The 25,998-nt window shown below is 71.3% G+C and carries 21 protein-coding genes and 2 pseudogenes; 10 read left to right on the top strand and 13 right to left on the bottom strand.

Annotation, left to right across the window (positions count from 1 at the left end):
- Positions 1–16: 16 nt before the first annotated feature.
- Positions 17–2,158 carry a PhoX family protein gene (locus ACODR5_RS00695; RefSeq protein WP_460817122.1) on the bottom strand — a complete coding sequence of 714 codons (2,142 nt, stop codon included), beginning with the start codon at positions 2,156–2,158 and terminating at the stop codon, positions 17–19.
- A 225-nt stretch (positions 2,159–2,383) separates the two neighbouring features.
- On the opposite strand from ACODR5_RS00695, the gene ACODR5_RS00690 reads away from it, so the two are divergent.
- Entirely contained in the window at positions 2,384–3,529 is a 1,146-nt protein-coding gene (locus ACODR5_RS00690; protein ID WP_460817121.1) for an AI-2E family transporter, read from the top strand.
- Positions 3,530–3,635: 106 nt separating this feature from the next.
- Here the strand turns inward: ACODR5_RS00690 and pgm are convergent, their stop codons facing one another.
- A complete protein-coding gene (pgm, locus tag ACODR5_RS00685; protein WP_460817120.1) occupies positions 3,636–5,279 on the bottom strand; it encodes a phosphoglucomutase (alpha-D-glucose-1,6-bisphosphate-dependent) in 1,644 nt (547 codons plus the stop codon).
- A 113-nt stretch (positions 5,280–5,392) separates the two neighbouring features.
- Positions 5,393–5,620 (bottom strand): annotated as a pseudogene (locus ACODR5_RS00680) (AAA family ATPase); the annotation flags it as partial.
- 115 nt (positions 5,621–5,735) lie between these two features.
- On the opposite strand from ACODR5_RS00680, the gene cmtR reads away from it, so the two are divergent.
- The 3 genes from cmtR (at position 5,736) to pheA (ending at position 7,844) form a co-directional block, all read left to right on the top strand.
- Positions 5,736–6,095, top strand: a complete 360-nt coding sequence (cmtR, locus tag ACODR5_RS00675; RefSeq protein WP_006590980.1) for a Cd(II)/Pb(II)-sensing metalloregulatory transcriptional regulator CmtR — start codon at positions 5,736–5,738, stop codon at positions 6,093–6,095.
- Complete coding sequence (locus ACODR5_RS00670; RefSeq protein WP_016997609.1) at positions 6,092–6,694, top strand: cadmium resistance transporter; 603 nt, start codon at positions 6,092–6,094, stop codon at positions 6,692–6,694. The genes cmtR and ACODR5_RS00670 overlap by 4 nt, the downstream gene beginning before the upstream one ends.
- 196 nt (positions 6,695–6,890) lie before the next feature.
- Entirely contained in the window at positions 6,891–7,844 is a 954-nt protein-coding gene (pheA, locus tag ACODR5_RS00665; protein WP_449853883.1) for a prephenate dehydratase, read from the top strand.
- 18 nt (positions 7,845–7,862) lie between these two features.
- Here the strand turns inward: pheA and ACODR5_RS00660 are convergent, their stop codons facing one another.
- The gene (locus ACODR5_RS00660; RefSeq protein WP_449853882.1) at positions 7,863–8,915 is read right to left on the bottom strand and encodes an LLM class flavin-dependent oxidoreductase; all 1,053 of its coding nucleotides are present in this window, start codon (positions 8,913–8,915) and stop codon (positions 7,863–7,865) included.
- A gap of 167 nt (positions 8,916–9,082) precedes the next feature.
- On the opposite strand from ACODR5_RS00660, the gene ACODR5_RS00655 reads away from it, so the two are divergent.
- Entirely contained in the window at positions 9,083–10,846 is a 1,764-nt protein-coding gene (locus ACODR5_RS00655; RefSeq protein WP_488982414.1) for a cation:proton antiporter, read from the top strand.
- A gap of 34 nt (positions 10,847–10,880) precedes the next feature.
- On the opposite strand, the gene ACODR5_RS00650 is transcribed toward ACODR5_RS00655, so the two are convergent.
- The 3 genes from ACODR5_RS00650 to ACODR5_RS00640 form a co-directional block, all read right to left on the bottom strand.
- Positions 10,881–11,111: a helix-turn-helix domain-containing protein gene (locus ACODR5_RS00650; RefSeq protein WP_488982413.1), complete on the bottom strand. Its 231-nt coding sequence runs from the start codon at positions 11,109–11,111 to the stop codon at positions 10,881–10,883.
- Positions 11,108–11,731: a hypothetical protein gene (locus ACODR5_RS00645; protein WP_488982412.1), complete on the bottom strand. Its 624-nt coding sequence runs from the start codon at positions 11,729–11,731 to the stop codon at positions 11,108–11,110. The genes ACODR5_RS00650 and ACODR5_RS00645 overlap by 4 nt, the downstream gene beginning before the upstream one ends.
- Positions 11,732–11,852: 121 nt before the next feature.
- Positions 11,853–13,271: a dicarboxylate/amino acid:cation symporter gene (locus ACODR5_RS00640; RefSeq protein WP_449853878.1), complete on the bottom strand. Its 1,419-nt coding sequence runs from the start codon at positions 13,269–13,271 to the stop codon at positions 11,853–11,855.
- 248 nt (positions 13,272–13,519) lie between these two features.
- Here ACODR5_RS00640 and ACODR5_RS00635 point away from each other — a divergent pair, with 248 nt between their 5' ends.
- Positions 13,520–16,039 (top strand): ATP-dependent Clp protease ATP-binding subunit, encoded by a 2,520-nt coding sequence (locus tag ACODR5_RS00635; protein ID WP_488982411.1) that lies wholly within the window; start codon positions 13,520–13,522, stop codon positions 16,037–16,039.
- Between the two features lie 131 nt (positions 16,040–16,170).
- Here the strand turns inward: ACODR5_RS00635 and ACODR5_RS00630 are convergent, their stop codons facing one another.
- The gene (locus ACODR5_RS00630) at positions 16,171–17,232 is read right to left on the bottom strand and encodes a GNAT family N-acetyltransferase (protein WP_488982410.1); all 1,062 of its coding nucleotides are present in this window, start codon (positions 17,230–17,232) and stop codon (positions 16,171–16,173) included.
- 99 nt (positions 17,233–17,331) lie between these two features.
- Here ACODR5_RS00630 and ACODR5_RS00625 point away from each other — a divergent pair, with 99 nt between their 5' ends.
- From ACODR5_RS00625 to ACODR5_RS00610, 4 genes and pseudogenes are all read left to right on the top strand, one after another.
- Positions 17,332–17,832 (top strand): amino-acid N-acetyltransferase, encoded by a 501-nt coding sequence (locus ACODR5_RS00625; protein ID WP_488982409.1) that lies wholly within the window; start codon positions 17,332–17,334, stop codon positions 17,830–17,832.
- A 26-nt stretch (positions 17,833–17,858) separates the two neighbouring features.
- Positions 17,859–18,530, top strand: a complete 672-nt coding sequence (locus ACODR5_RS00620; protein WP_488982408.1) for a hypothetical protein — start codon at positions 17,859–17,861, stop codon at positions 18,528–18,530.
- Between the two features lie 71 nt (positions 18,531–18,601).
- Positions 18,602–19,165 (top strand): annotated as a pseudogene (locus tag ACODR5_RS00615) (manganese catalase family protein); the annotation flags it as partial.
- 160 nt (positions 19,166–19,325) lie between these two features.
- Complete coding sequence (locus tag ACODR5_RS00610) at positions 19,326–19,733, top strand: SseB family protein (protein WP_460817104.1); 408 nt, start codon at positions 19,326–19,328, stop codon at positions 19,731–19,733.
- Positions 19,734–19,941: 208 nt separating this feature from the next.
- Here ACODR5_RS00610 and radA read toward each other — a convergent pair whose 3' ends face one another.
- The 5 genes from radA to ACODR5_RS00585 form a co-directional block, all read right to left on the bottom strand.
- On the bottom strand, positions 19,942–21,294 hold the full coding sequence (gene radA / locus ACODR5_RS00605; RefSeq protein ID WP_488982407.1) for a DNA repair protein RadA: 1,353 nt from the start codon (positions 21,292–21,294) through the stop codon (positions 19,942–19,944).
- A 77-nt stretch (positions 21,295–21,371) separates the two neighbouring features.
- Entirely contained in the window at positions 21,372–22,733 is a 1,362-nt protein-coding gene (locus ACODR5_RS00600) for a hypothetical protein (RefSeq protein WP_488982406.1), read from the bottom strand.
- A gap of 344 nt (positions 22,734–23,077) precedes the next feature.
- Complete coding sequence (locus tag ACODR5_RS00595; RefSeq protein WP_488982405.1) at positions 23,078–23,800, bottom strand: hypothetical protein; 723 nt, start codon at positions 23,798–23,800, stop codon at positions 23,078–23,080.
- Entirely contained in the window at positions 23,779–24,450 is a 672-nt protein-coding gene (locus ACODR5_RS00590) for a helix-turn-helix domain-containing protein (RefSeq protein WP_488982404.1), read from the bottom strand. The genes ACODR5_RS00595 and ACODR5_RS00590 overlap by 22 nt, the downstream gene beginning before the upstream one ends.
- 99 nt (positions 24,451–24,549) lie before the next feature.
- Positions 24,550–25,920 (bottom strand): MFS transporter, encoded by a 1,371-nt coding sequence (locus ACODR5_RS00585; protein ID WP_488982403.1) that lies wholly within the window; start codon positions 25,918–25,920, stop codon positions 24,550–24,552.
- Positions 25,921–25,998: the final 78 nt, after the last annotated feature.

Below are 25,998 nucleotides of genomic sequence, written 5' to 3'. Positions count from 1 at the left end.
CATCGTCGAGCGCGCGTCAGGCGCGCGTCACCTGCACGACCGAGGGGCGGGGGCCGCCCCACTTGCCGCCCTCGAGGGTGCCGGCGGGCACGTAGTCGGGGAAGTAGGAGTTCTGCGCCTCCCACGATCCCTCCTCGCCCGGGTGCTGGACGGCGACGAAGACGCTCTGGTCGCCGTCGTGGATCACGGGGCCACACGTCTCGGCGTCGCGCGGCACCGCCAGGAACTGCTGCACGTTGCCGCGCTCGGCGCCCTCGAGCGGCACGCGGAACAGGCCGTCGTTGTAGCCGATCGTGCCCGGCTGCCCGTCGGTCGAGATCCACAGGTTGCCCCCGGAGTCGAACGCGAGGTTGTCGGGGCACGAGATCGGCGAGACCTTGTCGGCCGGGAAGCCGGCGAAGTACGTCAGCGCGTTGGTGGCCGGGTCGCCGGCGAGGATGAGGATGCTCCAGCCGAACGTCGTCGCCGTCGCGTCCTCGCCCGCCTCGGTGATCTCGACCACGTGCCCGTCGCGGTTGACGTTGCGCGGGTTCACCTCGGTGGCGCCCTCGTTCGATCCGGTGCCGCGGTTGGTGTTGTTCGTGCAGGCCACGTACACCCGGCCGCTGCGCGGGCTCGGCTCGACGTCCTCGCAGCGGTCCATCTTCGTGGCACCCACGGCGTCGGCCGCGAGGCGCGTGAAGACGAGCACCTCGTCGGTCGTCATGCCGGGCACGACGCTCTCGTCGTCGATCACGAGCGGCAGCCACTCGCCGGCGCCGTCGAACTGGCCGTCGGACGGCAGCGCGCCCGTTCCCGTGATCTCCTCGACGGGCGAGTCGCCCGTGAAGCGCGCGACGTACAGGCTGCCGCTCGAGAGCAGCGTCTTGTTGTGCGCCCGCGCCTTGGCGCTCTTGCCGGGACGGAACCTCTCGCGCGAGACGAACTTGTAGAGGTAGTCGAAGCGCTCGTCGTCGCCCATGTACGCCACGGCGTGGCCGGAGCTCGAGATCGTGACGTTCGCGCCCTCGTGCTTCATGCGGCCCATGGCGGTGTGCTTCACCGGCGCCGCGCTCGGGTCCTCCGGGTCGATCTCGACGATCCAGCCGAAGCGGTGCGGCTCGTTCTCGTAGCCGGGCTGGCGGGCGTCGAAGCGCGCGTCCACGGCCTCCCAGCCGTAGCTCGACGCGCTGGGCGTGATGCCGTACCGGCGGGCGCCGGCCGCGGCCACGGAGTCGCCCTCGTTGTCGGCGCGGAAGTAGCCGTTGAAGTTCTCCTCGCCCGAGAGCACGGTGCCCCACGGGGTGGTGCCGCCGGCGCAGTTGCCGAAGGTGCCGAGGATCGTGCGGCCGGCCGGGTCGTCCTTCGTCTTGAGCAGGTCGGATCCGGCGGCCGGCCCGTCGACGGCGAACGGCGTGCTCGCCGTGATGCGGCGGTTGCGCGGCGCCCCCACGATGTACGACCACGGCGTGCCCTTGTGCTTGCGCTGCAGCTCGACGACCGACATGCCGTGGGCGGCCATGGTCACCCGGAGCTGCTCGAGGCGCTCCTCCTCGCTCGCGGCCGGCGGGAACATGATCGGCGCGTTCGTGTACTCGTTGTTCGCCACGAGCACGGCGCTCTTGCCGTTCGGGTGGGCGATGATGTCGAGGTAGTCGCAGTTGTAGCCGAACTGCCTGGCCTGCTTCTGCGCCGTCTGCGCGTGCGGGTCGAAGGCGTCGGCGGCGTCGAAGAGCGGGTCGCCCCAGCGGATGATCGGGTCCCAGCGGAAGCCCTCCGGCACCGTGAACGCGTCGACCGTGTACGGCACGGGCGCGATGGGCGTGAAGCCGAACGCCGCGCCGCCGCCGCTGCCGACCTTGGCGGCCGAGGCGGGCTGGCCGCCGGTGAGCAGGTTCGCGCCGATGACCACCGCCGCCGCGGCGGCGGCGCCGCCGGCGAGGGCCGCGCGGCGGCTGAGCACGGCGTCGGCGATGTCGCGGAAGTAGCCGTTCTCGCTCGTGTTCGGCGCGGGGTGGAAGCACGCGTTGTCGCACTTGTAGAGGCACGTCACGGCGCTGCGCTTGCCGTGGGTGCGGCCGCTCATGAGCAGGGTGAGCAGCGGGCGGCGCTCGGGCGTCGGCGTGCCGGAGCCGTCGTCGGTGGCGGAGTTCGAGGGGGGATCCAGGAGAAGGCTCATGGGTCCTCAACGTGGCCGCGGATTCTTAGATAAGGGGAACATGAGAATGAACGGATCGTGAACCGGGTCTGGACGGCGCGTGCTTCGCGTGTCGACTCCCCGTTTGCTCTCCGGGCATGCTCGGTCACCGCGCTCATCCCCCCGGTGAGAGGCGGAGAGGTGCGGCGCGCCGACGATCCGCAAGGGGTTGCGACAGGACGCGCGGGACGGGGCAGGATGGGGCGCATGGTGTTCAGGAAGCGCTCCGCCCCGCCCGCCCCGGCCGTCGTGCCGCCGCAGCCGCCGAGCCGCGCGCGCGCCGCCTGGTCGGACGGGCTCGGGCTCTTCGCCACCCGCGCCATCCAGATCATCACGGTCGTCATCCTCGGCGCGGGCCTCGTGTGGGGCCTGCAGTCGCTCACGCTCGTCGTGATCCCGCTCATCCTCGCCCTGATCTTCGCGGCCGCGTTCGAGCCGCTCATGCGGCGCATGCGCGCGCGCATGCCGTCGGTGCTCGCCACCGTGCTGCTGCTGCTGACCATCGTGCTCGTGATCGGCGGGCTGGGCTGGGCGATCGTCGCGCAGGTGAGCAACCAGGCCGCCGACCTCTACGCCAGCGCCCAGCAGGGCGTGCAGCAGGTGATCGAGTGGGTCAACACCCTGCCGTTCGCGCCCTCGCAGGATCAGATCAACGAGTGGATCGCGGCCGTGCAGGAGTTCGTCACGAGCGCCCAGTTCGGCTCGAGCGTGGGCAGCGGCGCCGTCGCCGGCTTCGGCGTCGTGGCGAACTTCGTCACCGGCTTCGTGCTCATGGTGGTCGTGCTGTTCTTCTTCCTCAAGGACGGCCCGGAGATCTGGGCCTTCCTGCTGCGCCCCTTCGAGGGCGAGTGGTACGGGCGCATGCGTCGCGTCGGCAACAAGACGATCGACACGCTCGGCGCGTACGTGCGCGGCACCGCGGCGGTCGCGGCGGTCGACGCGATCGGCATCGGCACCGGCCTGTTCATCCTGCAGGTGCCGCTGGCGCTGCCGCTGACGCTGGTCGTGTTCCTGCTCGCGTTCGTGCCGATCGTCGGCGCGACGGCGGCCGGCATCCTCGCCGCGCTCGTCGGCCTGGTGGACGGCGGGCTCTGGACGGCCGTGATCATCGTGATCATCGTCGTGGTCGTCAACCAGCTCGAGGGCAACTTCCTGCAGCCGGTGCTCATGGGTCGCGCGCTGAAGCTGCACAGCCTCGTCGTGCTGGTCGCACTGACGATCGGCACCGTGCTGTCGGGCATCCTCGGCGCGGTCCTCGCCGTGCCGCTCGCCGCGGTGGCGTGGGGCATCGTGCAGGTCTGGGACGGCCCCGACCTCCCCGCCCGCTGGGCCCGCCGCAAGCCCCGCCGCTGACGGGGCCGGGCGCCGTCAGCGGCGAACCCGCGCTCGATCCGCGAACCCGCCCCGGATCGGGCGCGGGCTGGCGGAACCGGTGCGGGTTCGGCGGGAAGGGCGGCGCTCAGCCCTTGAAGGCGGCGTCGATCACGGCGCGGGCCTCCTCCTGCACCTGCGCGAGGTGCTCGGGCCCGCGCAGCGACTCGGCGTAGAGCTTGTAGACGTCCTCGGTGCCCGACGGGCGCGCGGCAAACCACGCGTGCTCGGTCTGCACCTTGAGCCCGCCGATCGCCGCGCCGTTGCCGGGGGCGTGCGAGAGCTTCGCCGTGATCGGCTCGCCCGCCAGCTCGGTGGCCGCGACCGACTCGGGGGAGAGCGCCTTGAGCGCTGCCTTCTGCTCCCGCGTGGCGGGGGCGTCGACCCGCGCGTACGACGACGCGCCGAACCGCGCCTCCAGCTCGGCGTAGCGCTGCGACGGCGTCTTGCCGGTGACGGCGAGGATCTCGGCGGCCAGCAGGCACAGCAGGATGCCGTCCTTGTCGGTCGTCCACACCGATCCGTCGCGGCGCAGGAACGACGCGCCCGCCGACTCCTCGCCGCCGAACGCGACGGATCCGTCCAGAAGCCCGGGAACGAACCACTTGAAGCCGACGGGCACCTCGACGAGCCGCCGCCCGAGCGACTCGGCGACGCGGTCGATCATCATCGACGAGACGAGCGTCTTGCCGATCGCCGCATCCCCCCGCCACTGCGGGCGATGCGCGTAGAGGTAGTCGATCGCGACGGCCAGGTAGTGGTTCGGGTTCATCAGCCCGGCGTCGGGCGTGACGATGCCGTGCCGGTCGGCGTCGGCGTCGTTGCCCGTGATGAGGTCGAACTCGTCGCGGCGCGCGACGAGCGAGGCCATGGCGCTGGGGGAGGAGGGATCCATCCGGATCTTCTCGTCCCAGTCGAGCGTCATGAACCGCCACGTCGGGTCGACGTCCGGGTTCATCACCGTCAGCTCGAGGCCGTAGACCTCGGCGATGAGCTGCCAGTACTCCACCGACGCGCCGCCGAGCGGGTCGGCGCCGATCCGCACGCCGGAGGAGCGGATCGCGTCCATGTCGATGATCGTGGCGAGGTCGCGCACGTAGGCGTCGCGGAAGTCGTAGCCGGGCAGCGCATCGGCGTCGAGGTCGGCGAAGCGCACGCGGCGCACGCCCTCGAGACCGCCCTCGATCAGCTCGTTCGCGCGCGCGGCGATCCACTCCGTCGCGTCGGCGTCGGCCGGGCCGCCGTGTGGCGGGTTGTACTTGAACCCGCCGTCGGTGGGCGGGTTGTGGCTGGGCGTCACGACGATGCCGTCGGCGCGGGCAGGATCGGCGGCATCGCGGCCGCGGTTGTGCGTGAGGATCGCGTGGCTGAGCGCCGGGGTGGGCACCCACGAGTCGCGGGCATCGATCCGCAGGTCCACGCCGTTGGCGACGAGCACCTCGATGGCGCTGCGCTCCGCCGGCAGCGAGAGGGCGTGCGTGTCGCGGCCGAGGAACAGCGGCCCGGCGATGCCCTCGCGGTTGCGGTAGTCGACGATCGCCTGGGTCGTGGCGAGGATGTGCTGCTCGTTGAAGCTCGCACTCAGGCTCGAGCCGCGGTGTCCGCTCGTGCCGAAGGCGACGCGCTGGCCCGGCACGGCCGGGTCGGGCGCCACGTCGTAGTACGCGCCTATGAGCTCGTCGATGTCTGCGAGATCGGAGGGCTCCGCGGGCTGTCCTGCACGGCTCGTCATTCCTCCAGTCTGCCAGGCGTCGTTACCCGACGGTTATGCATCCGGTGTGGATCGTCGTGTGCTGTGACTTCGTCTGCTGAATGGCGGGGTTCTTCGGTCGCTTCGTGGCGGGGTCAGGTGACACCGATGACCAGGGTGCTCTGTGCGGCTTCGATGACGTCGTTGGTGATGGTGTCGAGTTCGTTGATCTTCAGGACCCGCTGGATCTGGGGGAAGAGGCGTTCGAGGAGCCGGAAGTTGCCGCGGGTGATCCGTGCGATGGCTGCGATGGCTTGGGCGTCGGTGAAGTCGTCGGGGTCGAGGGTCTTGCCGAGGGATCGCCAGTGTCGCTCGAGGACGAACTGAACCGGCCTGGGTTTCGTTCCTATCGGTTTCCCTGTCCGGCGGTCGCCGGGGCATGCGATCTGGGCTGACGCCTGTGACCGAGTGTTCAGTGCGCGCTGTATAGTTCAGTCCATGCTGACTATTGCTTCGCGTCTCGACGTGATGAACCGCCTGGGTCGTGCACTGGCCGACCCCACTCGATCCCGGATCATCTTGACCCTGCTCGACCATCCCGCTTACCCGGCGGAACTGGCCCGAGATCTGGACCTGACACGCCCGAACGTGTCCAACCACCTGGCATGCCTGCGCGATTGCGGGATCGTCGTCTCCGAGCCCGAGGGTCGTCGGACACGATATGAGATCGCCGATTCGCACCTGGCGCAGGCGCTGACGGCACTGGTCGATGCCACCCTGGCAGTGGACGAAGACGCCCCGTGCATCGATCCCGCCTGCTCGCTTCCCGGATGCGACGCAGCTGGGGAGGGCGCATGATCCTCACCTCGGTCTTGCAGGCGATGGGCCTGTTCGCAGCGACCAACATCGACGACATCATCGTGCTCTCCCTCTTCTTCGCGCGAGGGGCAGGCCAGCGCGGCACTACCGCCCGCATTCTGGCCGGCCAGTACCTCGGATTCGCCGGCATCCTCGGTGCCGCGGTCCTGGTGACCATCGGTGCCGGAGCATTCCTGCCCTCGGCAGCCATCCCGTACTTCGGTCTCATCCCTCTGGGCCTCGGCCTCTGGGCCGCATGGCAGGCCTGGCGCGGAGACGATGACGACGATGACGACGAGGCCAAGGTTGCCGGCAAGAAGGTCGGCGTGTGGACAGTCGCAGGCGTCACCCTTGCCAACGGCGGCGACAACATCGGCGTCTACACCCCTGTCTTCCTCAGCGTGGAACCTCTCGCAGTAGTCGCCTACTGCATCGTCTTCCTCGCGCTCGTCGCGGTCCTGGTGGCCCTGGCAAAGTTCGTCGCCACCCGCCCCCCGATCGCCGAAGTGCTCGAACGCTGGGAGCACATCCTCTTCCCCATCGTTCTCATCGGCCTCGGCATCGTGATCCTCGTCAGCGGCGGAGCCTTCGGACTCTGACGTAGCGGCAGCGATCCAAACGGCCCCGACCGGGCGCACCCCTCTCGGTTCAGACCGCGACACCTACCTGCAGCCAGTCCTGCGTGATCGCGGCAACAAGACCGCCACGGAGCGCTGCAAAAACCCCGCCACCAAGCGAACGAAGCCACAGTCGTGTGCGCACGCGGCATCCGGAGGCCGGGATACGCTGGCGTCCATGTCGATCGAGCCCGGTGAGCGTCGCGTCTACAGCTATCTCGGCCCCGCCGGCACCTTCACGGAGACCGCCCTCGAGCAGGTGCCCGAGGCGCGCGGGCAGGTGTGGAAGCCCGTGCACAACGTGGGCGAGGCGCTCGGCGACGTCGCCTCCGGCGCCAGCGACGCCGCGATGATCGCCATCGAGAACACCGTGGAGGGCGGCGTCTCGAGCGCGCAGGACGCCCTCGCCGACACCCCGGGCCTGCGGATCGTGGGCGAGTACCTCGTGCCCGTCACCTTCGTGCTCGTCGCGCCGCGCGGCACCCGCCTGACGGATGTGACCGACATCGCCGCGCATCCCGTGGCCTACGCGCAGTGCCTCGAGTGGCTGGGCGCGCACGTGCCGGGCCACCGATCCGTCGTCGCCGGCAGCAACGTGGCCAGCGCGATCGGCGTGCTGGACGGATCCCTCCCCGCGCAGGCGGCCATCGCCGCGCCTGGCGTGGTCGGGCGCTACGACCTCGACGTGCTGGCGGAGAACATCGGCGACAACGAGCACGCCGTCACGCGCTTCGTGCTCGTGACCCGCACGGTCGCGCCGCCCGAGCCGACCGGCGCCGACAAGACCTCGCTCGTGGCCGAGCTGCCCGCCGAGCAGCCGGGCGCGCTGCTCGAGATGCTCGAGCAGTTCGCCACGCGCGGCATCAACCTCAGCCTCATCCAGTCCCGCCCCATCGGCGACCGGATGGGCCGGTACCGCTTCGTCATCGACGCCGACGGCCACATCCGCGACGAGCGCATGGCCGACGCGCTCATGGGGCTCAAGCGGTTCAGCCCGAAGGTGATCTTCCTCGGCTCGTACCCCCGGGCGGACCGCAAGATCGTGCAGTATCCGGATCGCTACGCCGACGAGGCCTTCGCCGACTCGCGCGACTGGCTGCGCGGCCTCCTCTCGGGCGAGCCCGCCGACTGAGGATCCGCCCCTCGCGCGTCAGCCGAGCGCGGCGGCGAGCAGCTCGAGCGTCTGCACGCGGCCCTCGGGGGCGTCGAGCGGCTCGCTCGCGTACGAGCCCGCGACCGCCGAGACCATGATCTCGTCGACCTCGTGCGTCGCGGCGAACGCGCGCAGCTGCGCGGCGGCGTCGTCGGGCGTGCCGATGATCCAGCGGCTCATCGTCTGCTCGATGAGCGACTGCTCCAGGGCGTCGGGCTTCTCGGCGAGCGCCTCGTCCACCGTCTCCATGGGGCGCATCGGCTTGTTCGTGCGCATCCGCGCGAACTGGCGCGCCTGCGGCAGGGCGCGCTCCCGCGCCTCCTCCGCGGTCGGGGCGACCACGACGTTGGTGGTGAGGAACGACTTCGGCGCGGGCCGAGCCTCGCTCGCCTGGAATCCGCTGCGGTAGAGCGCCATGGCGCGCTCGAGGCCGTCGCCGGCGAAGTGGTTGGCGAAGACGTACGGCAGGCCGAGCTGGGCGGCCAGCTGCGCGGAGTAGTCGCTCGATCCGAGCAGCCACACCTCGGGCACATCGGTGGCGGCGGGGGTGGCGTGCACCTGGTACTCACCGCCCGAGACGAAGCGCACGGTGGCGCCCTCGGGGCTCACGAGCGAGACGATGTCGGTCACGTGCTCGGGGAAGCGCTCGACGTCGCTCGTCGTGCCCGAGCGGCGCAGCAGCTGCGTGATCACGGGGTCGCTGCCGGGCGCGCGCCCGATGCCCAGATCGATCCGGCCGGGCGCGAGCGCGGAGAGCGCGGCGAACTGCTCGGCCACGATGAGGGGGGAGTGGTTCGGCAGCATGACGCCGCCCGATCCCACGCGGATCCGCTCGGTCACGCCCGCCGCGGCGGCGATCAGCACCGGCGGGGCGGTGGAGGCGACGGCCGGCATGTTGTGATGCTCCGCGAACCAGTAGCGCCGGTAGCCCAGCTGGTCGGCGCGTCGCGCCATGGCCATCGAGGCGGTCACCGCCTGCGCGCTGGTCTGCCCGGTGCGCACTGGCACCAGGTCGAGGACGGACAGGGCCGGGTTCGCGTTCTCGCTCATCATGTCGTCCAACCGCGCCGGCCCCGCCGGCATTCCCCGCTGCACAACGAAGGAGATCGCAGCGCATCGGGCGCGGATCCGACCATTCCGACCCTGCTCGGCCGCGGCTCTCCTTCGTTGTGCAGGGAGGACCGCGGGCGCGGCGGCGGTGGGAATAGGGTCGATCCATGGGTGTGGAGCTGTTCTACGTGCTGGTCGGATCGGTCGCGGTGGCGGCGTTCGCGCGGTGGCGGGGCTGGCCGGCCCCGCTGCTCGTCACGGCCGTGGCCCTCGTCGTCTCGCTGCTGCCCTTCGTGCCCGAGATCGCGATCGACGGCCACCTGCTGCTGAACCTCACGCTGCCCCCGCTGCTCTATTCGGCGGCGCTCGAGTCGTCGTTCCTCAGCTTCCGGTACTCGCTGCCGCACATCCGCCGGCTCGGGGTCGGGCTCGTGCTCGTCACGGCCGTCGCGGTCGGTGTCGTCGCGTGGCTCATCATGCCCGAGCTCGGCCTGGCCGGCGCACTGCTGCTCGGCGCGATCGTCGGTCCTCCCGACGCCGTCTCGGCCGCCGCGATCGGGCGCAGGCTCGGCCTGCCGCGGCGCGTCATGAACGTGATGAGCGGCGAGAGCCTCATCAACGACGCCACCTCGCTCACGCTCGTGCGGGTCTTCGCCGCGGTCGTCGCCGGCGCCACCGTCACGGTGTGGCAGGGGGTGTGGGAGTTCGCCCTCGCGGTCGTCCTGGGCGTGGGGATCGGCCTGGCCTTCGGGGTCGTCCTCCATCAGCTGCGCATGCGGTTCGACGACACGACCGTCACGGCCACGTTCGGCCTGCTGATGCCGTTCGGCGCCTACGCGATCGCGGAGCACCTGCACGGCTCGGGCGTGCTCGCGGTCGTGGCCATGGGCTTCTACGTCGGCTACCACGCGCCCCGCACCGCCTACACGACGCGGCAGCAGGACCGGCCGCTGTGGCACGCCATGGACTTCCTGCTCGAGAGCTTCGTGTTCGCGTACGTCGGACTCCAGCTGCCCACCGTGATCGCGGAGCTGTCGAGCACCGACGGCACGCGCACGATCCTGATCTCGGTCGCCGTGCTGCTCGTCGTCATCGCCGTGCGCCCGGTGTTCGTCTTCGCCTCATATGCGTGGGGCCAGGCGCTGCAGCGGCTGCGCCTCATGCGCTTCAAGCACGCCGCCGAGGCCTATCGCGCCGATCCGCACAGCCGCCGCGCCCGCGCCGTGCGGCGCAAGAAGGAGCGGCACCGTGCGCGCCTCGGCCCCGCGACGCCCACGAAGGAGGCGATCCGGCGCCGCGTGTTCGAGCCGCCGCTGTCGCGCCGCGAGCGGGTGGTGATCTCGTGGGCGGGCATGCGCGGCGTCGTCACGCTCGCGATGGCGGCGGCGCTGCCAGATCTCACGGAGCACGCCATGCCCACCGGTCACATCGAGGTGCTCGTGGCGGTGGCGTTCGTGGTCACCGTGGGCACCCTGCTGCTGCAGGGCCTCACGCTCACGCCGCTGATTCGCGCCCTCGGCGTCTCGGCCGACGACGAGCGCCGCTCCGACGAGGCCGAGATCGCCCGCATGCGCCGGCTGTCGAACGAGGCGGGGCTCGAGTACCTGCGCGCGCAGCAGCAGCGGTGGATCGCGGAGCACGGCGAGGAGAGCGCCGACATCTTCAAGGGCTTCGCGCGCGCGATGGTGCGCGTGGAGCGCGACACCGACCGCACCGACCGCGACCTCGAGAAGGCGCAGGAGCGGTGGAACCGGGTGCCGCGCGAGGCGGTCGTCGAGCTCTCGAGGGGCTGGCTCGCCGTGCGCCGCCAGGTGCTGCTGGACGAATGCCGCGCGGGCAACCTCAGCGAGGAGGTCATGCGCGACCTGTTCGTCGCGATGGACGCCGAGGAGCTCGCCCTCGACACCCGCGGCGCGCTCCGCCCCGACTGATCCGGCGCTCAGTCGCCCGGATGGATCCCGCGGCTCAGTCGACGCGGACGAGCAGCTCGCCCACCTCGCAGTCGAGCGCGCGGCAGATGGCCGAGAGGGTGGAGTACCGGATCGCGCGGGCGCGGTCGTTCTTCAGCACAGACAGGTTCACGATGCTCACGCCGACCTGCTCGCTCAGCGCCGTGAGGGTCATGCCGCGCTCGGCGAGCAGCTCGTCGAGGCGGCAGTGGATCCCGCTGGCCTCCTCGTCCGCGGCGGGACTCACACAAGCCCCTCGGTGTCGCGCTGCAGGCGGCGGCCGATGCCGAAGACGGCGCCGACGAGCGCGAGGGTGAAGCCCCAGCCGATCGGGGCGAGGTCGAGGTTCAGCAGGAAGAGGGGGAAGACGCCCTCGATCGCGGGATCGGCGCGCTCGAGGAGCGCCGTCGTCTCGGCCCGCCCGATCGCGCCGGCCAGCTGCCCGCCGATCCCGCCCACCATCACGAGGCACGCCACGGTGACGATGGCCGCGTCTGCGCGCCGCGCGAAGGGGCGCTCGCGGATGAGCGCGACGCCGAGCCATGCGGCGATCGCGCAGGTGCCGATCGTCGCCAGGGCAGGCAGCGAGCCCTCGAGGAAGAGCATCCAGCGGATGACCGCCGGCGCGTCGGAAAGCGTCACCGACGCCGTCTCGTACTGCGCGGACTCCGCCGCGGCCGGCGTCGGCATGGGCGCGTCGAGCAGGGTGAGACCGGTCACCGTGAGCGTCCGCGCGGCGGCCCCGATCGCCGCGAGCACGATCGCCGTCAGCGCGGCGATCCCCACCGACGCGGCACCCGTCGCGATCACACCCAGCGCGACCGTGTCGCCCCGGGTCAGCGTCCTGCCGCCCGTCGTCATCGTCATCCCGCTCTCCATCCCTCGCTGTTTCACGACAAACGATCACAACGACTATCGATAAGTCAAACGTCCCGGAAACGCCGATGGCCCGCCTCCCCGAGGGGAGGCGGGCCATCGGACGGATGGATCAGCGAGCCGCGACGGGCTCCTGGGTGCCGGTCGCCTCGGCGTCCGAGGCGGCCTCCGACTCGGACTCCTCCTCGTCCTGGAAGGGCAGGCCCTCCCGCGGCGCGTTGTAGAGGTCGAGGTCGAGGATGCCCTCGCGCTTGGCGACGATCGCGGGGATGATCGCCTGGCCGGTGACGTTCACCGCGGTGCGGCCCATGTCGAGGATCGGGTCGATCGCCAGCAGCAGGCCGACGCCCTCGAGCGGCAGGCCCAGGGTCGACAGCGTGAGCGTGAGCATCACGGTCGCGCCCGTGGTGCCGGCCGTCGCGGCCGATCCCACGACCGAGACGAGGGCGATGAGCACGTACTGGATGAGCGTGAGCTCGATGTTGAAGAACTGGGCCACGAAGATCGCGGCGATCGCCGGGTAGATCGCGGCGCAGCCGTCCATCTTCGTCGTCGAGCCGAACGGCACGGCGAACGAGGCGTACTCGCGCGGCACGCCGAAGTTGCGCTCCGCCACGCGCTGGGTCAGCGGCAGCGTGCCGAGCGACGAGCGGCTCACGAAGCCGAACTGGGTCGCGGGCCACACGCCCGAGAAGTACTGCTTGATCGACAGGCCGTGGAACTTCACCAGCAGCGGGTAGACGACGAAGAACACCAGCGCGAGGCCGATGTAGATCGCGCCCGCGAACCACGCGAGCGAGGTCAGGCGCTCCCAGCCGTACTTCACCACGGCGGCGCCGATGAGGCCGAGCGTGCCGAGCGGGGCGATCCGGATGATCCACCACACCACGCGCAGGATCACGCGGAGCAGCGACTCGGTGAAGGCGAGGAACGGCTCGGCCTTGCGGCCGGCGCGCAGCGCCGCGAGGCCGACGACGACCGAGACGACGATGATCTGCAGGATGTTGAACGAGACCCCGCCGCTGAAGTCGCCGGTCTCGGGGTCGACGGCGCCCGAGACGCCGAGGCCGAGGAAGTTCTGCGGCACGAGGCCGATGAGGAAGTCCCACCACGTGCCCACGTGGCTCGGCTCGGCCGCCTCGAGGTCGCCGCCGGCGCGGTCGCCCGGGCGGATCACGAGGCCGAGCGCGATGCCGATCACCACGGAGATGAATGCCGTGATCGCGAACCACAGCAGGGTCTGGCCCGCCAGGCGCGCGGCGTTCTGCACGCGGCGCAGGTTCGAGATGCTCGCGACGATCGCCGTGAACACGAGCGGCACGACGGCGGCGCGCAGGATCGTGACGTACGAGCTGCCGATGGTGTCGAGCGTCGTGAACAGGCCGTTCGGGTTCTCCTGCGTGGCGCCCAGTTGGCGGGCGAGCAGGCCCAGCGCGATGCCGACCACGAGGGCGGCGATGACCTGGAATCCGAACGACGCGTAGAAGGGCCGCTTCGCGCGCGCCTTTCTCGCGGGGGTGGTGGTGCTCATGGTTCTCCGTTTCGAGGGGTGCCCGGTGGCACGCCGGTCAACGTTAGAGGCCCTCGGGATGTTCCCGGCGCCGTGTGACGGAACGTTTCGCGCCTCCCGGCGGAGGGCCGCGACGACCGCGTCGGCGCGCTATGCCCACGGCGAACACGGGCGCCCCGGCAGGGATCCGTCGTTACGGTGGAATCCATGGCGCGAGGTGCGCTTCCTGCACCCCGCGTCCCGAAGGCCCAAGTGCCCGGAGGAGTGACATGTTCGAGAGATTCACCGACCGTGCCCGTCGTGTGGTTGTGCTCGCCCAGGAAGAGGCGAAGATGCTCAACCACAACTACATCGGCACCGAGCACATCCTGCTCGGCCTCATCCACGAGGGCGAGGGCGTCGCCGCGAAGGCTCTCGAGTCCCTGGGTGTCTCGCTCGATGCCGTGCGCGAGCGGGTGCAGGACATCATCGGCCAGGGTCAGCAGCAGCCGACCGGCCACATCCCCTTCACGCCGCGCGCGAAGAAGGTGCTGGAGCTGTCGCTGCGCGAGGCGCTGCAGCTCGGCCACAACTACATCGGCACGGAGCACATCCTGCTCGGCCTCATCCGCGAGGGCGAGGGCGTCGCGGCGCAGGTGCTCGTGCAGCTCGGCGCCGACCTGAACAAGGTGCGCCAGCAGGTCATCCAGCTGCTCTCGGGCTACCAGGGCAAGGAGCCGGCCGCCGTGGGCGCCGGCGCCGAGCAGACCGCGCAGGCTCAGGGCGGATCGCAGGTGCTCGACCAGTTCGGCCGCAACCTCACGCAGGCCGCGCGCGAGAACAAGCTCGACCCGGTCATCGGGCGCGAGAAGGAGATCGAGCGCGTGATGCAGATCCTCTCGCGCCGCTCCAAGAACAACCCCGTGCTGATCGGCGAGCCCGGCGTCGGCAAGACCGCCGTCGTCGAGGGCCTCGCGCAGGCGATCGTCAAGGGCGAGGTGCCCGAGACGCTGAAGGACAAGCAGCTGTACTCGCTCGACCTGGGATCGCTGATCGCCGGATCGCGCTACCGCGGCGACTTCGAGGAGCGCCTCAAGAAGGTGACCAAGGAGATCCGCACCCGCGGCGACATCATCGTCTTCATCGACGAGATCCACACCCTCGTGGGTGCGGGCGCCGCCGAGGGCGCGATCGACGCGGCCTCGATCCTGAAGCCGCTGCTCGCCCGCGGCGAGCTGCAGACGATCGGCGCCACGACGCTCGACGAGTACCGCAAGCACTTCGAGAAGGACGCCGCGCTCGAGCGCCGCTTCCAGCCGATCCAGGTCAACGAGCCGTCGTTGCCGCACGCGATCAACATCCTCAAGGGCCTGCGCGACCACTACGAGGCCTTCCACAAGGTGCAGATCACGGACGGCGCGATCGTGTCGGCCGCGAACCTCAGCGACCGCTACATCAGCGACCGCTTCCTGCCCGACAAGGCGATCGACCTGATCGACGAGGCCGGCGCCCGCCTGCGCCTGTCGATCCTGTCGAGCCCGCCGGAGCTGCGCGAGTTCGACGAGAAGATCGCCAAGGTCCGCGAGCAGAAGGAGGCCGCCAGCGAGGAGCAGGACTTCGAGAAGGCCGCCGCGCTGCGCGACGAGGAGAAGGCGCTCCTGGGCGAGCGCCTGCGCCTCGAGAAGCAGTGGCGCTCGGGCAGCATCGAGTCGCACGCGGTGGTCGACGAGGGCCTGATCGCCGAGGTGCTGGCGCAGGCCACGGGCATCCCGGTGTTCAAGCTCACCGAGGAGGAGACCAGCCGCCTCGTCTTCATGGAGAAGGCGCTGCACGAGCGGGTCATCGGCCAGGAGGAGGCGATCGCCGCCCTCTCGAAGACGATCCGTCGCCAGCGTGCCGGCCTCAAGGACCCGAAGCGCCCCTCGGGCTCGTTCATCTTCGCCGGCCCCACGGGCGTCGGAAAGACCGAGCTCGCCAAGGCGCTCGCGGAGTTCCTGTTCGACGACGAGGGCGCGCTCATCTCGCTCGACATGAGCGAGTTCGGCGAGAAGCACACCGTCTCGCGCCTGTTCGGAGCCCCTCCGGGATTCGTCGGGTTCGAGGAGGGCGGGCAGCTCACCGAGAAGGTGCGCCGCAAGCCGTTCTCGGTCGTGCTCTTCGACGAGATCGAGAAGGCGCACCCGGACATCTTCAACTCGCTGCTGCAGATCCTCGAGGAGGGTCGTCTGACCGACGGTCAGGGCCGCGTGGTCGACTTCAAGAACACCGTGATCATCATGACGACGAACCTCGGCTCGTCGGCGATCGCCGGTGGCCCGGTCGGCTTCCAGATCGAGGGCGACTCGACCACGACGTACGAGCGGATGAAGGGCAAGGTCGACGAGGAGCTCAAGCGCCACTTCAAGCCCGAGTTCCTCAACCGCGTGGACGACATCATCGTGTTCCCGCAGCTGTCGAAGGAGGAGCTGATCCAGATCGTGGATCTGTTCACGAAGCGCCTCAACGACCGACTGCTCGACCGCGACATGACGATCGAGCTGTCGCGCGCCGCCAAGGAGCGCCTCATCGAGATCGGCTTCGACCCGGCGCTCGGCGCCCGCCCGCTGCGCCGCGCGATGCAGCACGAGATCGAGGACCAGCTCTCGGAGCGCATCCTCGCCGGCACCCTCGAGGCCGGCCACCACATCAAGGTGGACGTCGAGGACGGCCGGTTCACGTTCGAGAACGCCCCGCGCGGCGAGCGCGTGGCGGTGGGCGTGAACACCGCCGGCGGCATCTCCGGCACGCCGGATCTGGCGCTCGGCAGCTGACCTGACGCACGAAAGGGCGGTCCCTCCGGGGGCCGCCCTTTCGCGTCGCCCGGGGCGGTGACCCCTCGGTTGCTGAACGGAGCGGCCGGAGGCCGCGCAGATGAAGCGACCACCGCAACCGGAGCGGCGGCCTACTCCGGCACGCGCGCGTGCCAGTAGCGGTGGTGCTCGGTGAAGCCGAGGGAGGCCATGAGCCCGAGCGAGGCCTCGTTGCCCGCCTGCACCTGCACGAGGGCGGAGCGCACACCGCGCACGGCGGCTCCCGCGGCGGCCGCGCGCACGAGGGCCCGGCCCGCCCCGCGGCGCCGGTAGGCCGGCGCGACGACGAGGTCGGAGACCACGGCCCACTTCTGCGCCATCGCCAGCCGCACGGTGCCGACGAGCGTCGTGGCGCCATCGGCACCCCGCTCGATCGCTGAGAAGAAGGTGCGCGACTCGGGGCCGCACAGCAGTCGGCGGTAGGCCTCGTGGCCGGGGGAGCCGACCGGGCGCCCCCACGCCTCGAAGTGCACGGCGTGCGGCTCGTCGTGCTCGACGATCTCGAGTCCGCCGGGCGCGGCCTCGGCCGGCCGGTCGGCGCCGCCGGCGACCTCGCGCGTCGCGGCCGTCAGCACGAGCGTCGGCTTCGACGGCGCGAGCCCCGCGTCGCGGAACCGCGGTGCGATCGCCGCGCATGCGGGCGCGAGCTCGGTCGTGCCCGCGGACGAGTGGATGAGGAACGCCGGCCGCTGATCCCGCTCGGCGAACCACGCCGTCACGAGCTCGAGCGCCTGCTCGGGCGGCATGCCCGGATCGCCCAGGGGCAGGGCGGAGTTCGCGCGGTGCGTCTCGCCGCCGTTGGCGCGCAGCAGCCAGCCGGCCTGCACGCTCGGCGGTTCGTCGCGCTCCTCGGCCCTGAGGTTGTCGGCGTGCAGCCACGCCGAGTCCTCCGGCAGCCACGTGGCGGCGGCGATCCGCTGCAGATCCTCGGCCGACACGATCCGGTGCAGCGCGCCCGGCCGCGTGGGCGCGGGCGGCAGCTCGTGCACGAGCAGGATCGTCTCGCGCGGGATCGTCACCGCGCCGCGCTTGGTCTCGACGGTCACGGACGACTCGGCGGCGGCCGTGACCGAGCCGACGGCGTCGGTCGGCGATCCGCCGTCCGTGTAGCGGATGACGACCCGCTGGCCGGGCTGCGGTTCCGGTGACGACATGAGACCTCTTCGACGGCGCGGACGTACCCGAGGACTCTATCCGGACGTCCCGATCCGGCGCGCAGGCGGCGTCGAGCAACCGGCCCATACCCTGGAGGGATGAGCGAGTTCCTGGTGCGGCCCGCGCGCACGGCCGACATCCTGCCGATCCGCGACATGCTCGAGCCGTACGTGCAGCGCCGGATCCTGCTGGGCAAGGACCTCGTCGTCCTGTACGAGGCGACACACGAGTTCGTCGTGGCCGAGGCGGCGGGCGAGGTCGTCGGCTGCGGCGCGCTGCACGTGATGTGGGAGGACCTGGGCGAGGTGCGCACGCTGCTCGTGCGCGACGACTGGCTCCACCGCGGCGTCGGCCGCGCGATCGTCGAACGCCTCGAGGACAACGCCCGCGAGCTGGGCGTGAACCGCCTGTTCTGCCTGACCTTCGAGGTCGACTTCTTCTCGCGCCGCGGCTTCACGCCCATCGGCGAGCAGATCGTCGACCCCGATGTGTACTCGCAGCTCGTGCGCAGCCCCGACGAGGGCGTGGCCGAGTTCCTCGACCTCGCGCACGTCAAGCCGAACACCCTCGGCAACACCCGCATGCTCAAGCGGCTCTGAGCCGCGCCGACGCCTACCCTGAAGACGTGAGCGCCCGCCGTCATTCCCCCGCCGTCTACCGGCGTCGGCGGATCGCGGTGCTCCTGCTCGCGCTGCTCGTCGTCGGCGGCATCACCGCCGGCGTCGTCTGGGCCGTCAACGCCCAGCCGTGGCGGGCGATCGGGGCGCTGTTCTCCGAGCCCGAGCCGACGCCCTCCGCGAGCACGCCGCTGCCGACGGGCGAGCCGACGTCCGGCCCCTCCGGATCGCCGACCCCGGAGCCCGAGCCCACGCCGACGGACACCGAGCCGCAGGCCTGCGATCCCAACGCGATCCAGGTGGAGGCGCTCACCGACAAGGACGTGTACGCCGCCGACGAGCAGCCGCGGCTGTCGATCCGGCTCGTGAACACCGGCGACGTGGACTGCACGTTCAACGTCGGCACCTCGCAGCAGCGCTTCACGATCACGAGCGGCGACGACACCTGGTGGCGCTCCACCGACTGCCAGCGTGACCCCATCGACATGGTCGTCACGCTCGCCGCCGGGCAGGAGGTCACGAGCGCCGAGCCCGTGGTGTGGGACCGCACCCGCTCGGCCGTCGACACGTGCGATTCCGAGGGGCGCCCGGTGGCGCCCGCCGGCGGATCGTCGTACCACCTCGCGGTGGAGATCGGCGGCATCGCCTCGACGTCGTCGCGCCAGTTCATCCTGGGCTGAGCCGCGCTGCATCGGGGTTCCGCCCGAGCTCGGCCCGCGCTCCGCGCATTGTCGCAGACGCCCTGGGGTCGAGCCAGCAGCAGGCGATCGTCGCCGGAGCGGGTGCCCGCCCCGTCGACAGCAACGGCAACCCGTGGCAGGGCAGCTACATCACGGCCAGCGGCAACCTCATGGCCGACTTCACGGCCAACGCCAACGGCGAGATGCAGGGGCGCCTGCAGGTGGCGCGGCTGTACCACATGACCAACGACGCCGGCGTGCGGGATCTGCTGGCCTTCCTGCTCGCACGCGACACGATGCACCAGAACCAGTGGCTCACCGTGATCGAGGACCTGAAGGAGAACGGTGTGGAGGAGCTGCCGGTGCCCAGCAACTTCCCGATCGACAAGGAGCACCGCGAGGTGTCGTACCAGTACCTGAACTTCAGCGACGGCGCCGCCGCGAGCGAGGGCCCCTGGGCGTCGGGACCGACGCCCGACGGCAAGGGCGAGTTCACGTACCACGACGGCCCCACGACGAGCGCCACCATGCCGCCGCCCACGCACCCCGACGTGCGGTTCTACGGCACGACCGAGGTGCCCGACGCCGTGGAGAAGATCGCGGGACGCGCGCAGGACGCCATGAACAAGGAGTGATCGTCCGGCAACCGAGGGGGCGCACCGGATCGGTTGCGTCCCCTCGGCTGCTGAACCGAGCGGCCGGATCGGTCGCTGAACGGAGCGGCCGGAGGCCGCGGAGATGAAGCGACCACCGCAACGCCGGGCACCGCCGCGCACGCCCGCCTAGGCTGAAACCATGGCCAAGAAGCGCAAGCCCCCGAAGCTGACCGAGCAGGACGTGCGCTCGGAGGCGCTCGCGCAGGCGCTCGAGAAGCAGGACATGGCCGCGGTCGCGCTGGCGCTGCGCAACGGCAACACGATCGTGCCGCTCATCAAGCCCGGCCCGCGCGACAACCCGCTCGAGGGCGGGGAGGTCTGGACCTTCCGCGATCCGGCGACGGGCGAGGTGGCGCTGCTGCTGTTCAGCGATGCGCGCCACAAGCCGGCCAACCTGCCGCCCGCGTTCGGCGTCTACTCGCCGCAGTGGCTGCGCACGTTCCTCGCCGCGCACGCCGACGAGATCACGACGGTGTTCCTCGACATCGCGGGCCCGCACCCCATGCAGGCCTCCCCGTCCGACCTGCTGGCCGCCCTCGAGGCCTGACGGCCGGAGGGGTTCCGGGCCGCCCGGATCGCTGACAGGATGGGGGCATGTCCCCGTGGCTGTCGCTCGGTCTGTGCGCGGCGGGCGTGATCGTCCCGCTCGCGCTGTTCTTCGTGACGCCGCGCCGCCGACAGGGTCGGAACCGGTGACCGCGAGGTCCACCGTGCGCCTCGAGCGGCGCCTCTCGTAGTCCGGGCGTCGGAGCCGATCAGAAGTCGGGCACGTCGTCGAGGGGCCTCGGGCCGCTCGCCTGCACGTGGTCGAGCGCGGTGCGCAGGCGCTTGGCGCCGTTGTCGACCACCTGGCGGTAGCCGAGGCGGGCGGCCTCCGTGCGGCGCTGATCCGCCTGGGCGACGGGCCGCACCTCGCCCGCAAGGCTGAGCTCGCCGATCGCCGCGAGCTGCCGAGGCACCTTGAAGTTGCGCACCGAGCCGGCCACGGCGATCGCGATCGCGAGGTCGGCCGCCGGCTCGGTGAACCGCACCCCTCCCACGGTCGAGACGTAGACGTCCTGGTCGCTCGTCTTGATGCCGGCCCGCCGCTCGAGTACCGCGAGCACCATCGCCACGCGCGAGGCGTCGACGCCGTGCACCACGCGCCGCGGGTTCGGCGCGCTCGTCGGGATGGTGAGGGCCTGCACCTCCACGGGCAGCGCGCGGCGGCCCTCGAGCGCGATGGCCACGCATGTGCCCGGCTCGGGGGAGCCCTGCGACAGGAACAGGCCGCTCGGGTCGGGCACCTCGAAGATGCCGTCGCCGGTCATCTCGAAGCAGCCCACCTCGTCCGTCGGCCCGAAGCGGTTCTTCAGCGCGCGCACGAAGCGCAGCGCGGTCTGGCGATCGCCCTCGAACTGGCACACGACGTCGACGAGGTGCTCGAGCAGCCGCGGTCCCGCGACCTGGCCGTCTTTCGTGACGTGCCCGACGAGGATGATCGGCAGGTCCCGATCCTTCGCCACCCGGATGAGCGTGGCCGCGACCTCGCGCACCTGGCCGGGCATGCCGGCCGCGCCGTCCGACAGCGAGGACGAGACCGTCTGCACGGAGTCGACGATGACGAGCTGAGGCTGCACCGAGTCGATGTGCCCCAGGATCGTGGCCAGATCGGTCTCGCTCGCCAGGTACAGCTCGTCGTGCAGCGCGCCCGTGCGCTCCGCGCGCAGCCGCACCTGCGCCGGCGACTCCTCGGCGCTCACGTACAGCACGCGACGGCCCTCGCTGGCCGCTCGCGCCGCGACCTCGAGCAGCAGCGTCGACTTGCCCACGCCCGGCTCGCCCGAGAGCAGGATCGCCGCGCCCGGCACGACGCCGCCGCCCAGCACCCGGTCGAACTCGCCGATGCCGCTGGGGCGGCGCGGTGCCTCGCTCGTCTCGATCCGCGTGATCGGCGTGGCGGCCGCCGTGGGGACCATCGACTCCACGCGCCGGGCCGCAGGCGCCTGCACCGCCTCGACGACGGTGCCCCACTGCTGGCACTCCCCGCAGCGGCCGACCCACTTCGCGGTCGTCCATCCGCACTCCGTGCACCGGAACGGGGCGGGTGCGGGTCGCTTCGAGGCCATGCCTCCAGGGTAGGCGGGGCGTCCGACAGGCAGCGCGCGGCCCCTCTCCCTGTGGAAGAGGGGCCGCGCGGGCTGGATCAGTTCAGGGTGAACGTCACCTCGCGGGAATTGCCCGCGATGTCGTGCACGATCATCGTGTTCTCGCCGCTGCGGCCGCCGAAGACGCCGGGGCGGATGAAGTTGACGTCCGACCACGCGTTGTTCGTGAGGTCCTTCACGACGCCGTTGATCTCGACCCGGTCGACCTTGCCGCCGTCGTGCAGCTTGAAGCTGATCCTGTCGTAGCCCGCCTCGTCGCCGACCGTGTAGGTCTCGCCCGACTTCACGGTCGCCGTCGGGGCGGTGGCGTCGAGCGTGAACGACACCGTCGTGGCGTTGCCGGCCACGTCGTAGACGACCATCGTGTTCCGGCCCGCCGTGGCGCCGAAGGCGCCCGGCGCGATGAAGTTGACGTCCGACCAGACGTTGTCGACGAGGTCCTTCTCGACGCCGTTGATCTCGACGCGGTCGATCTTGCCCTCGTCGTGCAGCTTGTAGCTGACGCGGCCGTAGCCGCTCGCGTCGCCCGTGGTGAACTCGGCGCCCTGCTTGACCGTGGCGGTCGGCGCGGTCCTGTCGGTCGGCGCGGCCTCCTCGAGCGTGATCGTGAACGCGGGGTTCCAGAAGTAGTTCCACACCTCGGTCGAGCTGAACCACCACGCGCCGTCGGCCTCGGTCACGGCGAACTCGTTGTTTTCGGCGGCCGTCACCTCGGCGACGTCGTAGCCCTCCGGCGCGTCGATGCGCACGCCGAGCTGCCCCGGCAGGTGCCGCACGTAGCCGCCCTCGGGGCGGAACGCCTCGTACGTGCCCTCGCCGCCGGCGAAGCCGTACTCCGTGGCGGGGTACCAGTCGCCGCCCGAGCCGAGTTCGACGCTCGCCCCCGAGATCGGGGTGCCGTCGGCGAGCTCGACGTTGGCCGCCAGGCGCAGCGCCGACATGCCGATGAGCCGCTCCTCGCCGTCCTCGTCGATGACGACGTCCAGCACGCCCTGCAGGCCGAAGTACTCCGCCGTGTCGAGCCGGGTGATGTCGGCGGCGCTCTCGGCGCCCGTCGCGTCGAAGAGCACCTCGCCGGGAGGGTTGTTCGGGTACATCAGGTAGAGCTTCGCGGGCCCGACGGGCACGTCATCGAAGCGGTAGAGGCCGTCCTCGTCTGCGCTCACGTACCAGCGCTCGCCGTTGACGTCGACGAGCTGCACGGGCAGCGCGGTGTTGAGGCGGTCCGCGTCGCCGGAGGGTGCCGTGAGGGACGGGTCGTAGAGGCCGTCGGCGAAGCGGTCGTCGAAGCGGGTGACGATGAGATCGCCGGTGGCCTCGGCGGCGGCGGCCGGCAGTGGCGCCGCGACGGCGGCGAGCGCGGCGGCCGCCGCGAACGCGGAGACGGATGTGATGCGCACGGGAGATCTCCTTCGATTCAGGCGTGACGGCCGCGGGCACAGCCGTCACCGCAGAAGCTAGGCCCGCCCGCGTGCCGCCGCATCGGCGCGCGGGAGTGTTCACCGGCGCGCCGCCGAGGATTCACCGGAATCCCCGGTGACACGGGATTTCCCCCGGTGCGCCCGGGCAGCGGTGGACTAGCCCGCGTCCGCTGATTGCGAGCCCATACAGTCGCGTGGCTACGAGGTTCGTGGTGCGACTGCGGGCCGTAGGCGCGCGCGGACCCGCGGCATGCCTGCGGGGCGGCGGGTCACCGGCATGCGCCTTCGAGGTCGTGGCAGCTGCTCTGCGGCATCGCCCGTGCTCATGGTGTGCACGCCGTGGTGATCGCCGCCCACACTCTCTGACCGATCGTCTGATCGTAGGAGCCGAGCACTCGCCACGCTGGGTGCCGGTCCTCGGCCAGGTACGGGATGACCCGGCGAAGATGCTGGCGATCCTTGCGGGTGAGAGTGCCCAGGGCGAGGGTGCGCGGGTTCCCGGCGGCCGCGGCGAGGACGGCGAGGTCCTCGAGGTGTCGCCCGGGGTTGCGAGAGTCCACCGCGTACGCGGCGGCCTTGGCGATGATCGCGCCGAGCTCGTCCGGAACCTCGACGGTCGCCGACCTGGCGGTCGAGCTGAGCGTGTAGGTGTCGCGCCGCTGCAGCGCCTGCGCTGCGCCGGGCGAGCGCAGCTGCCAGCGCGTGCGCGCGCGCACGTCGCGCGCGACCATCACGTCGACGACGTCCTCCTCGCCTCTCGTGAAGCGATGGATGGGGTTACCCGGCGACGGGTCCACGGCGACGAATCCGAGCCGGGTGAGAGGGCCGGCGACATGGGAGACGGAGTTCGCCCCGATGTTCAGCAGCAGATCGATGTCGTTTGTCGGACGGGTGGCCTCGATTCCGGCGCGCAGCGCGTGCACGTGCACCATGAGCCCGCCGACGAGCGCCCAGCTGCCGGGTGGAGTCGAGGCGGCGACCTCGAACGCCAGTGGCCACGGCGGGATCTCCGCCGGCACCTCGACTACGTGAGCTCGGCCAGCCATCGGCTCCTCATCCACTCCAGCGCCTCGAGGCCTGCCGCGCGCACCCGGGAGACCTCGCTGCGCGCCGCATCCACGGCGACCAGCGCGGCCGGCGTGCTGCGCCAAGGGAAGATCTCGTCCTCGAACCGGTAGAGCACCACCCGCGGGTTCTCGTCGTCGCGCACGAGCATGGCGTGGTCGACGAGATCCTCGAAACTCATGTCCTTCGGATAGCCGTGCAGCTGCCGGGCCCGCCCGGCAAGAGCGTCGCCCGCGTGGGCGACGATCTGCGCGAGTGCGTTCTCTCCCGTGAAGTGCAGGTGCTCGGCTGCGAGCTCTGGGCTTCGGGTCGCGAACCGTTCTACCCTCACCGAGCGCGCCAGCGCCGCGGCGAGCTGCCCGGCCCCCCGGTGCTGCACGATGGCCTGCTGCCTCACCGGAAGCGCGGTGCCCGCTGACAGCGCGCCGATCACCGCGCGCGCCGTGGTCGCCTTCACCGGCCGGCCGTGGCTGTGCTGCAGTCGCTCGCGCTCGTCGACGGCCGCGGCTGACACGAGCCAGCTGCGGTGCACTTTCTGTCCTGCGAGCTGCTTGCTCGTGAGCATGTCGACGACACGGCGCGTGGACACGCCCAGCCGTTTCGCGGCCTCCTCCGTCGTCACGAACTCCATGTAAAAACCTTCCCTCGACGGAACATTTATATACCGCGAGGGAAGGTGATTCCAGGAGGATGCCTCGCCCGTCGAGCTCGAGCTAGGGCCAGATGTGCTCTAGTTCGCGTCGGGCGGTTCCGCCCGCCGCGCGTCGTTGCGGATCCCGAGCCACGACGCGATGCCGCCCGCCGCCATGAGCGCGGCGACGACGATCGCGGCCCGGTGGAAGCCCTCGAGGTCGAGGGTGCCGCCCACGATGGTGCCGATCGCGGCGATGGCGACGAGGCCGGCCACGCGCGAGACTGCGTTGTTGACGGCGCTCGCGATGCCGCTGCGCGCGGGCTCGATCGCGCCCAGGATCGCGGCCGTCAGCGGCGAGACGGTGATCGACAGCCCGAGGCCGAACACGATCATGGCCGGCAGCACCTGCCACCAGTAGTCGAACTCCGGCGCGACGGCGAGCAGCAGCAGCGATCCCGCAGCCATGACGAGCGGCCCGACCGTCATGAAGATCCGCGCGCCCCAGCGGCCCGAGAGCGCGCCGATCCGCGAGCTGAGCAGGATCATGAGGATCGTCGTGGGCAGGCTCGCCAGGCCCGCGAGGGTCGCCGAGAGCCCGGCGCCCTCCTGCAGGTAGACCGCCACGACGAAGCCGTTGAGCGAGAGTGCACCGTAGATGAGCGCCGTGGCGACGTTGCCCGTCCAGAAGTTGCGCACGCGGAACACGTCCAACGGCAGGATCGGCGAGCGCGCCGTGCGCTGGCGCAGCAGGAAGAGGGCGAAGAGGATCGCGCCGCCGGCGAGCGAGCCGGGGATGGCCGGGTGCGCCCAGCCGAGGTTCGGCTGCTCGATGAGGCCGAACACGAGCGCGCCGAATCCGAGCACGCACAGCGCCGCGCCGAGCACGTCGATGCGCGCGTCGGGGCGGCGGGGCGGATCGGTCATGCCACGCAGCAGCCACAGCGTGATGCCGATCGGCACGACGTTGATGAGGAAGGCCAGGCGCCAGCTCGCCAGATCGACCAGGGCGCCGCCGATGAGCGGCCCGGCGATCATCGCGCCCGTCGTGAGCGCGGTCCACGTGCCGATGGCGCGCGACTGCGCCGGCCCCTCAAACGTCGAGGTGATGAGCGCGAGCGAGCTCGGCACGAGGAACGCGCCGGCCGCGCCCTGCAGCATGCGCGCGATGACGAGGATGAGCGGATCGGGCGCGAGCGCGATCGCGATCGAGGCGATGCCGAACCCGACGAGGCCGATCCGCAGCACGAGCGCTCGCCCGGACGCGTCGCTCACCGATCCGGCGACGAGGATGAGCGCACCGAGCGTGACGAGGTAGCCGTCCACCACCCACTGCTGCGTCGTGAGCCCGCCGCCCAGCTCGCGGTCGATCGCGGGAAGGGCGACGTTCACGACCGTGCCGTCGAGGAAGGCGACGAACGAGGCGAGGATCGCGATCCACAGCACGCGCGTCTGCGAGGGAGCGCTCATGCGCCCAGGCTATGCCGGGCCGGAGACACCGGGGCGCGTGCCGCGGGTTTGACGGTACATCGAAACGTGTACTATCGC

The organism is Microbacterium sp. FG3, from assembly GCF_057809335.1.
The sequence above is the reverse complement of the archived record's forward strand: the minus strand, read 5'-3'. Positions and strand labels throughout refer to the sequence as shown.

Coding starts and splice junctions, on each gene's coding strand:
- ACODR5_RS00695 (WP_460817122.1), bottom strand. CDS start 2,158: ATGAGCCTTCTCCTGGATCCCCCCTCGAACTCCGCCACCGACGACGGC.
- ACODR5_RS00690 (WP_460817121.1), top strand. CDS start 2,384: ATGGTGTTCAGGAAGCGCTCCGCCCCGCCCGCCCCGGCCGTCGTGCCG.
- pgm (WP_460817120.1), bottom strand. CDS start 5,279: ATGACGAGCCGTGCAGGACAGCCCGCGGAGCCCTCCGATCTCGCAGAC.
- cmtR (WP_006590980.1), top strand. CDS start 5,736: ATGCTGACTATTGCTTCGCGTCTCGACGTGATGAACCGCCTGGGTCGT.
- ACODR5_RS00670 (WP_016997609.1), top strand. CDS start 6,092: ATGATCCTCACCTCGGTCTTGCAGGCGATGGGCCTGTTCGCAGCGACC.
- pheA (WP_449853883.1), top strand. CDS start 6,891: ATGTCGATCGAGCCCGGTGAGCGTCGCGTCTACAGCTATCTCGGCCCC.
- ACODR5_RS00660 (WP_449853882.1), bottom strand. CDS start 8,915: ATGAGCGAGAACGCGAACCCGGCCCTGTCCGTCCTCGACCTGGTGCCA.
- ACODR5_RS00655 (WP_488982414.1), top strand. CDS start 9,083: ATGGGTGTGGAGCTGTTCTACGTGCTGGTCGGATCGGTCGCGGTGGCG.
- ACODR5_RS00645 (WP_488982412.1), bottom strand. CDS start 11,731: ATGACGATGACGACGGGCGGCAGGACGCTGACCCGGGGCGACACGGTC.
- ACODR5_RS00640 (WP_449853878.1), bottom strand. CDS start 13,271: ATGAGCACCACCACCCCCGCGAGAAAGGCGCGCGCGAAGCGGCCCTTC.
- ACODR5_RS00635 (WP_488982411.1), top strand. CDS start 13,520: ATGTTCGAGAGATTCACCGACCGTGCCCGTCGTGTGGTTGTGCTCGCC.
- ACODR5_RS00630 (WP_488982410.1), bottom strand. CDS start 17,232: ATGTCGTCACCGGAACCGCAGCCCGGCCAGCGGGTCGTCATCCGCTAC.
- ACODR5_RS00625 (WP_488982409.1), top strand. CDS start 17,332: ATGAGCGAGTTCCTGGTGCGGCCCGCGCGCACGGCCGACATCCTGCCG.
- ACODR5_RS00610 (WP_460817104.1), top strand. CDS start 19,326: ATGGCCAAGAAGCGCAAGCCCCCGAAGCTGACCGAGCAGGACGTGCGC.
- radA (WP_488982407.1), bottom strand. CDS start 21,294: ATGGCCTCGAAGCGACCCGCACCCGCCCCGTTCCGGTGCACGGAGTGC.
- ACODR5_RS00595 (WP_488982405.1), bottom strand. CDS start 23,800: ATGGCTGGCCGAGCTCACGTAGTCGAGGTGCCGGCGGAGATCCCGCCG.
- ACODR5_RS00590 (WP_488982404.1), bottom strand. CDS start 24,450: ATGGAGTTCGTGACGACGGAGGAGGCCGCGAAACGGCTGGGCGTGTCC.
- ACODR5_RS00585 (WP_488982403.1), bottom strand. CDS start 25,920: ATGAGCGCTCCCTCGCAGACGCGCGTGCTGTGGATCGCGATCCTCGCC.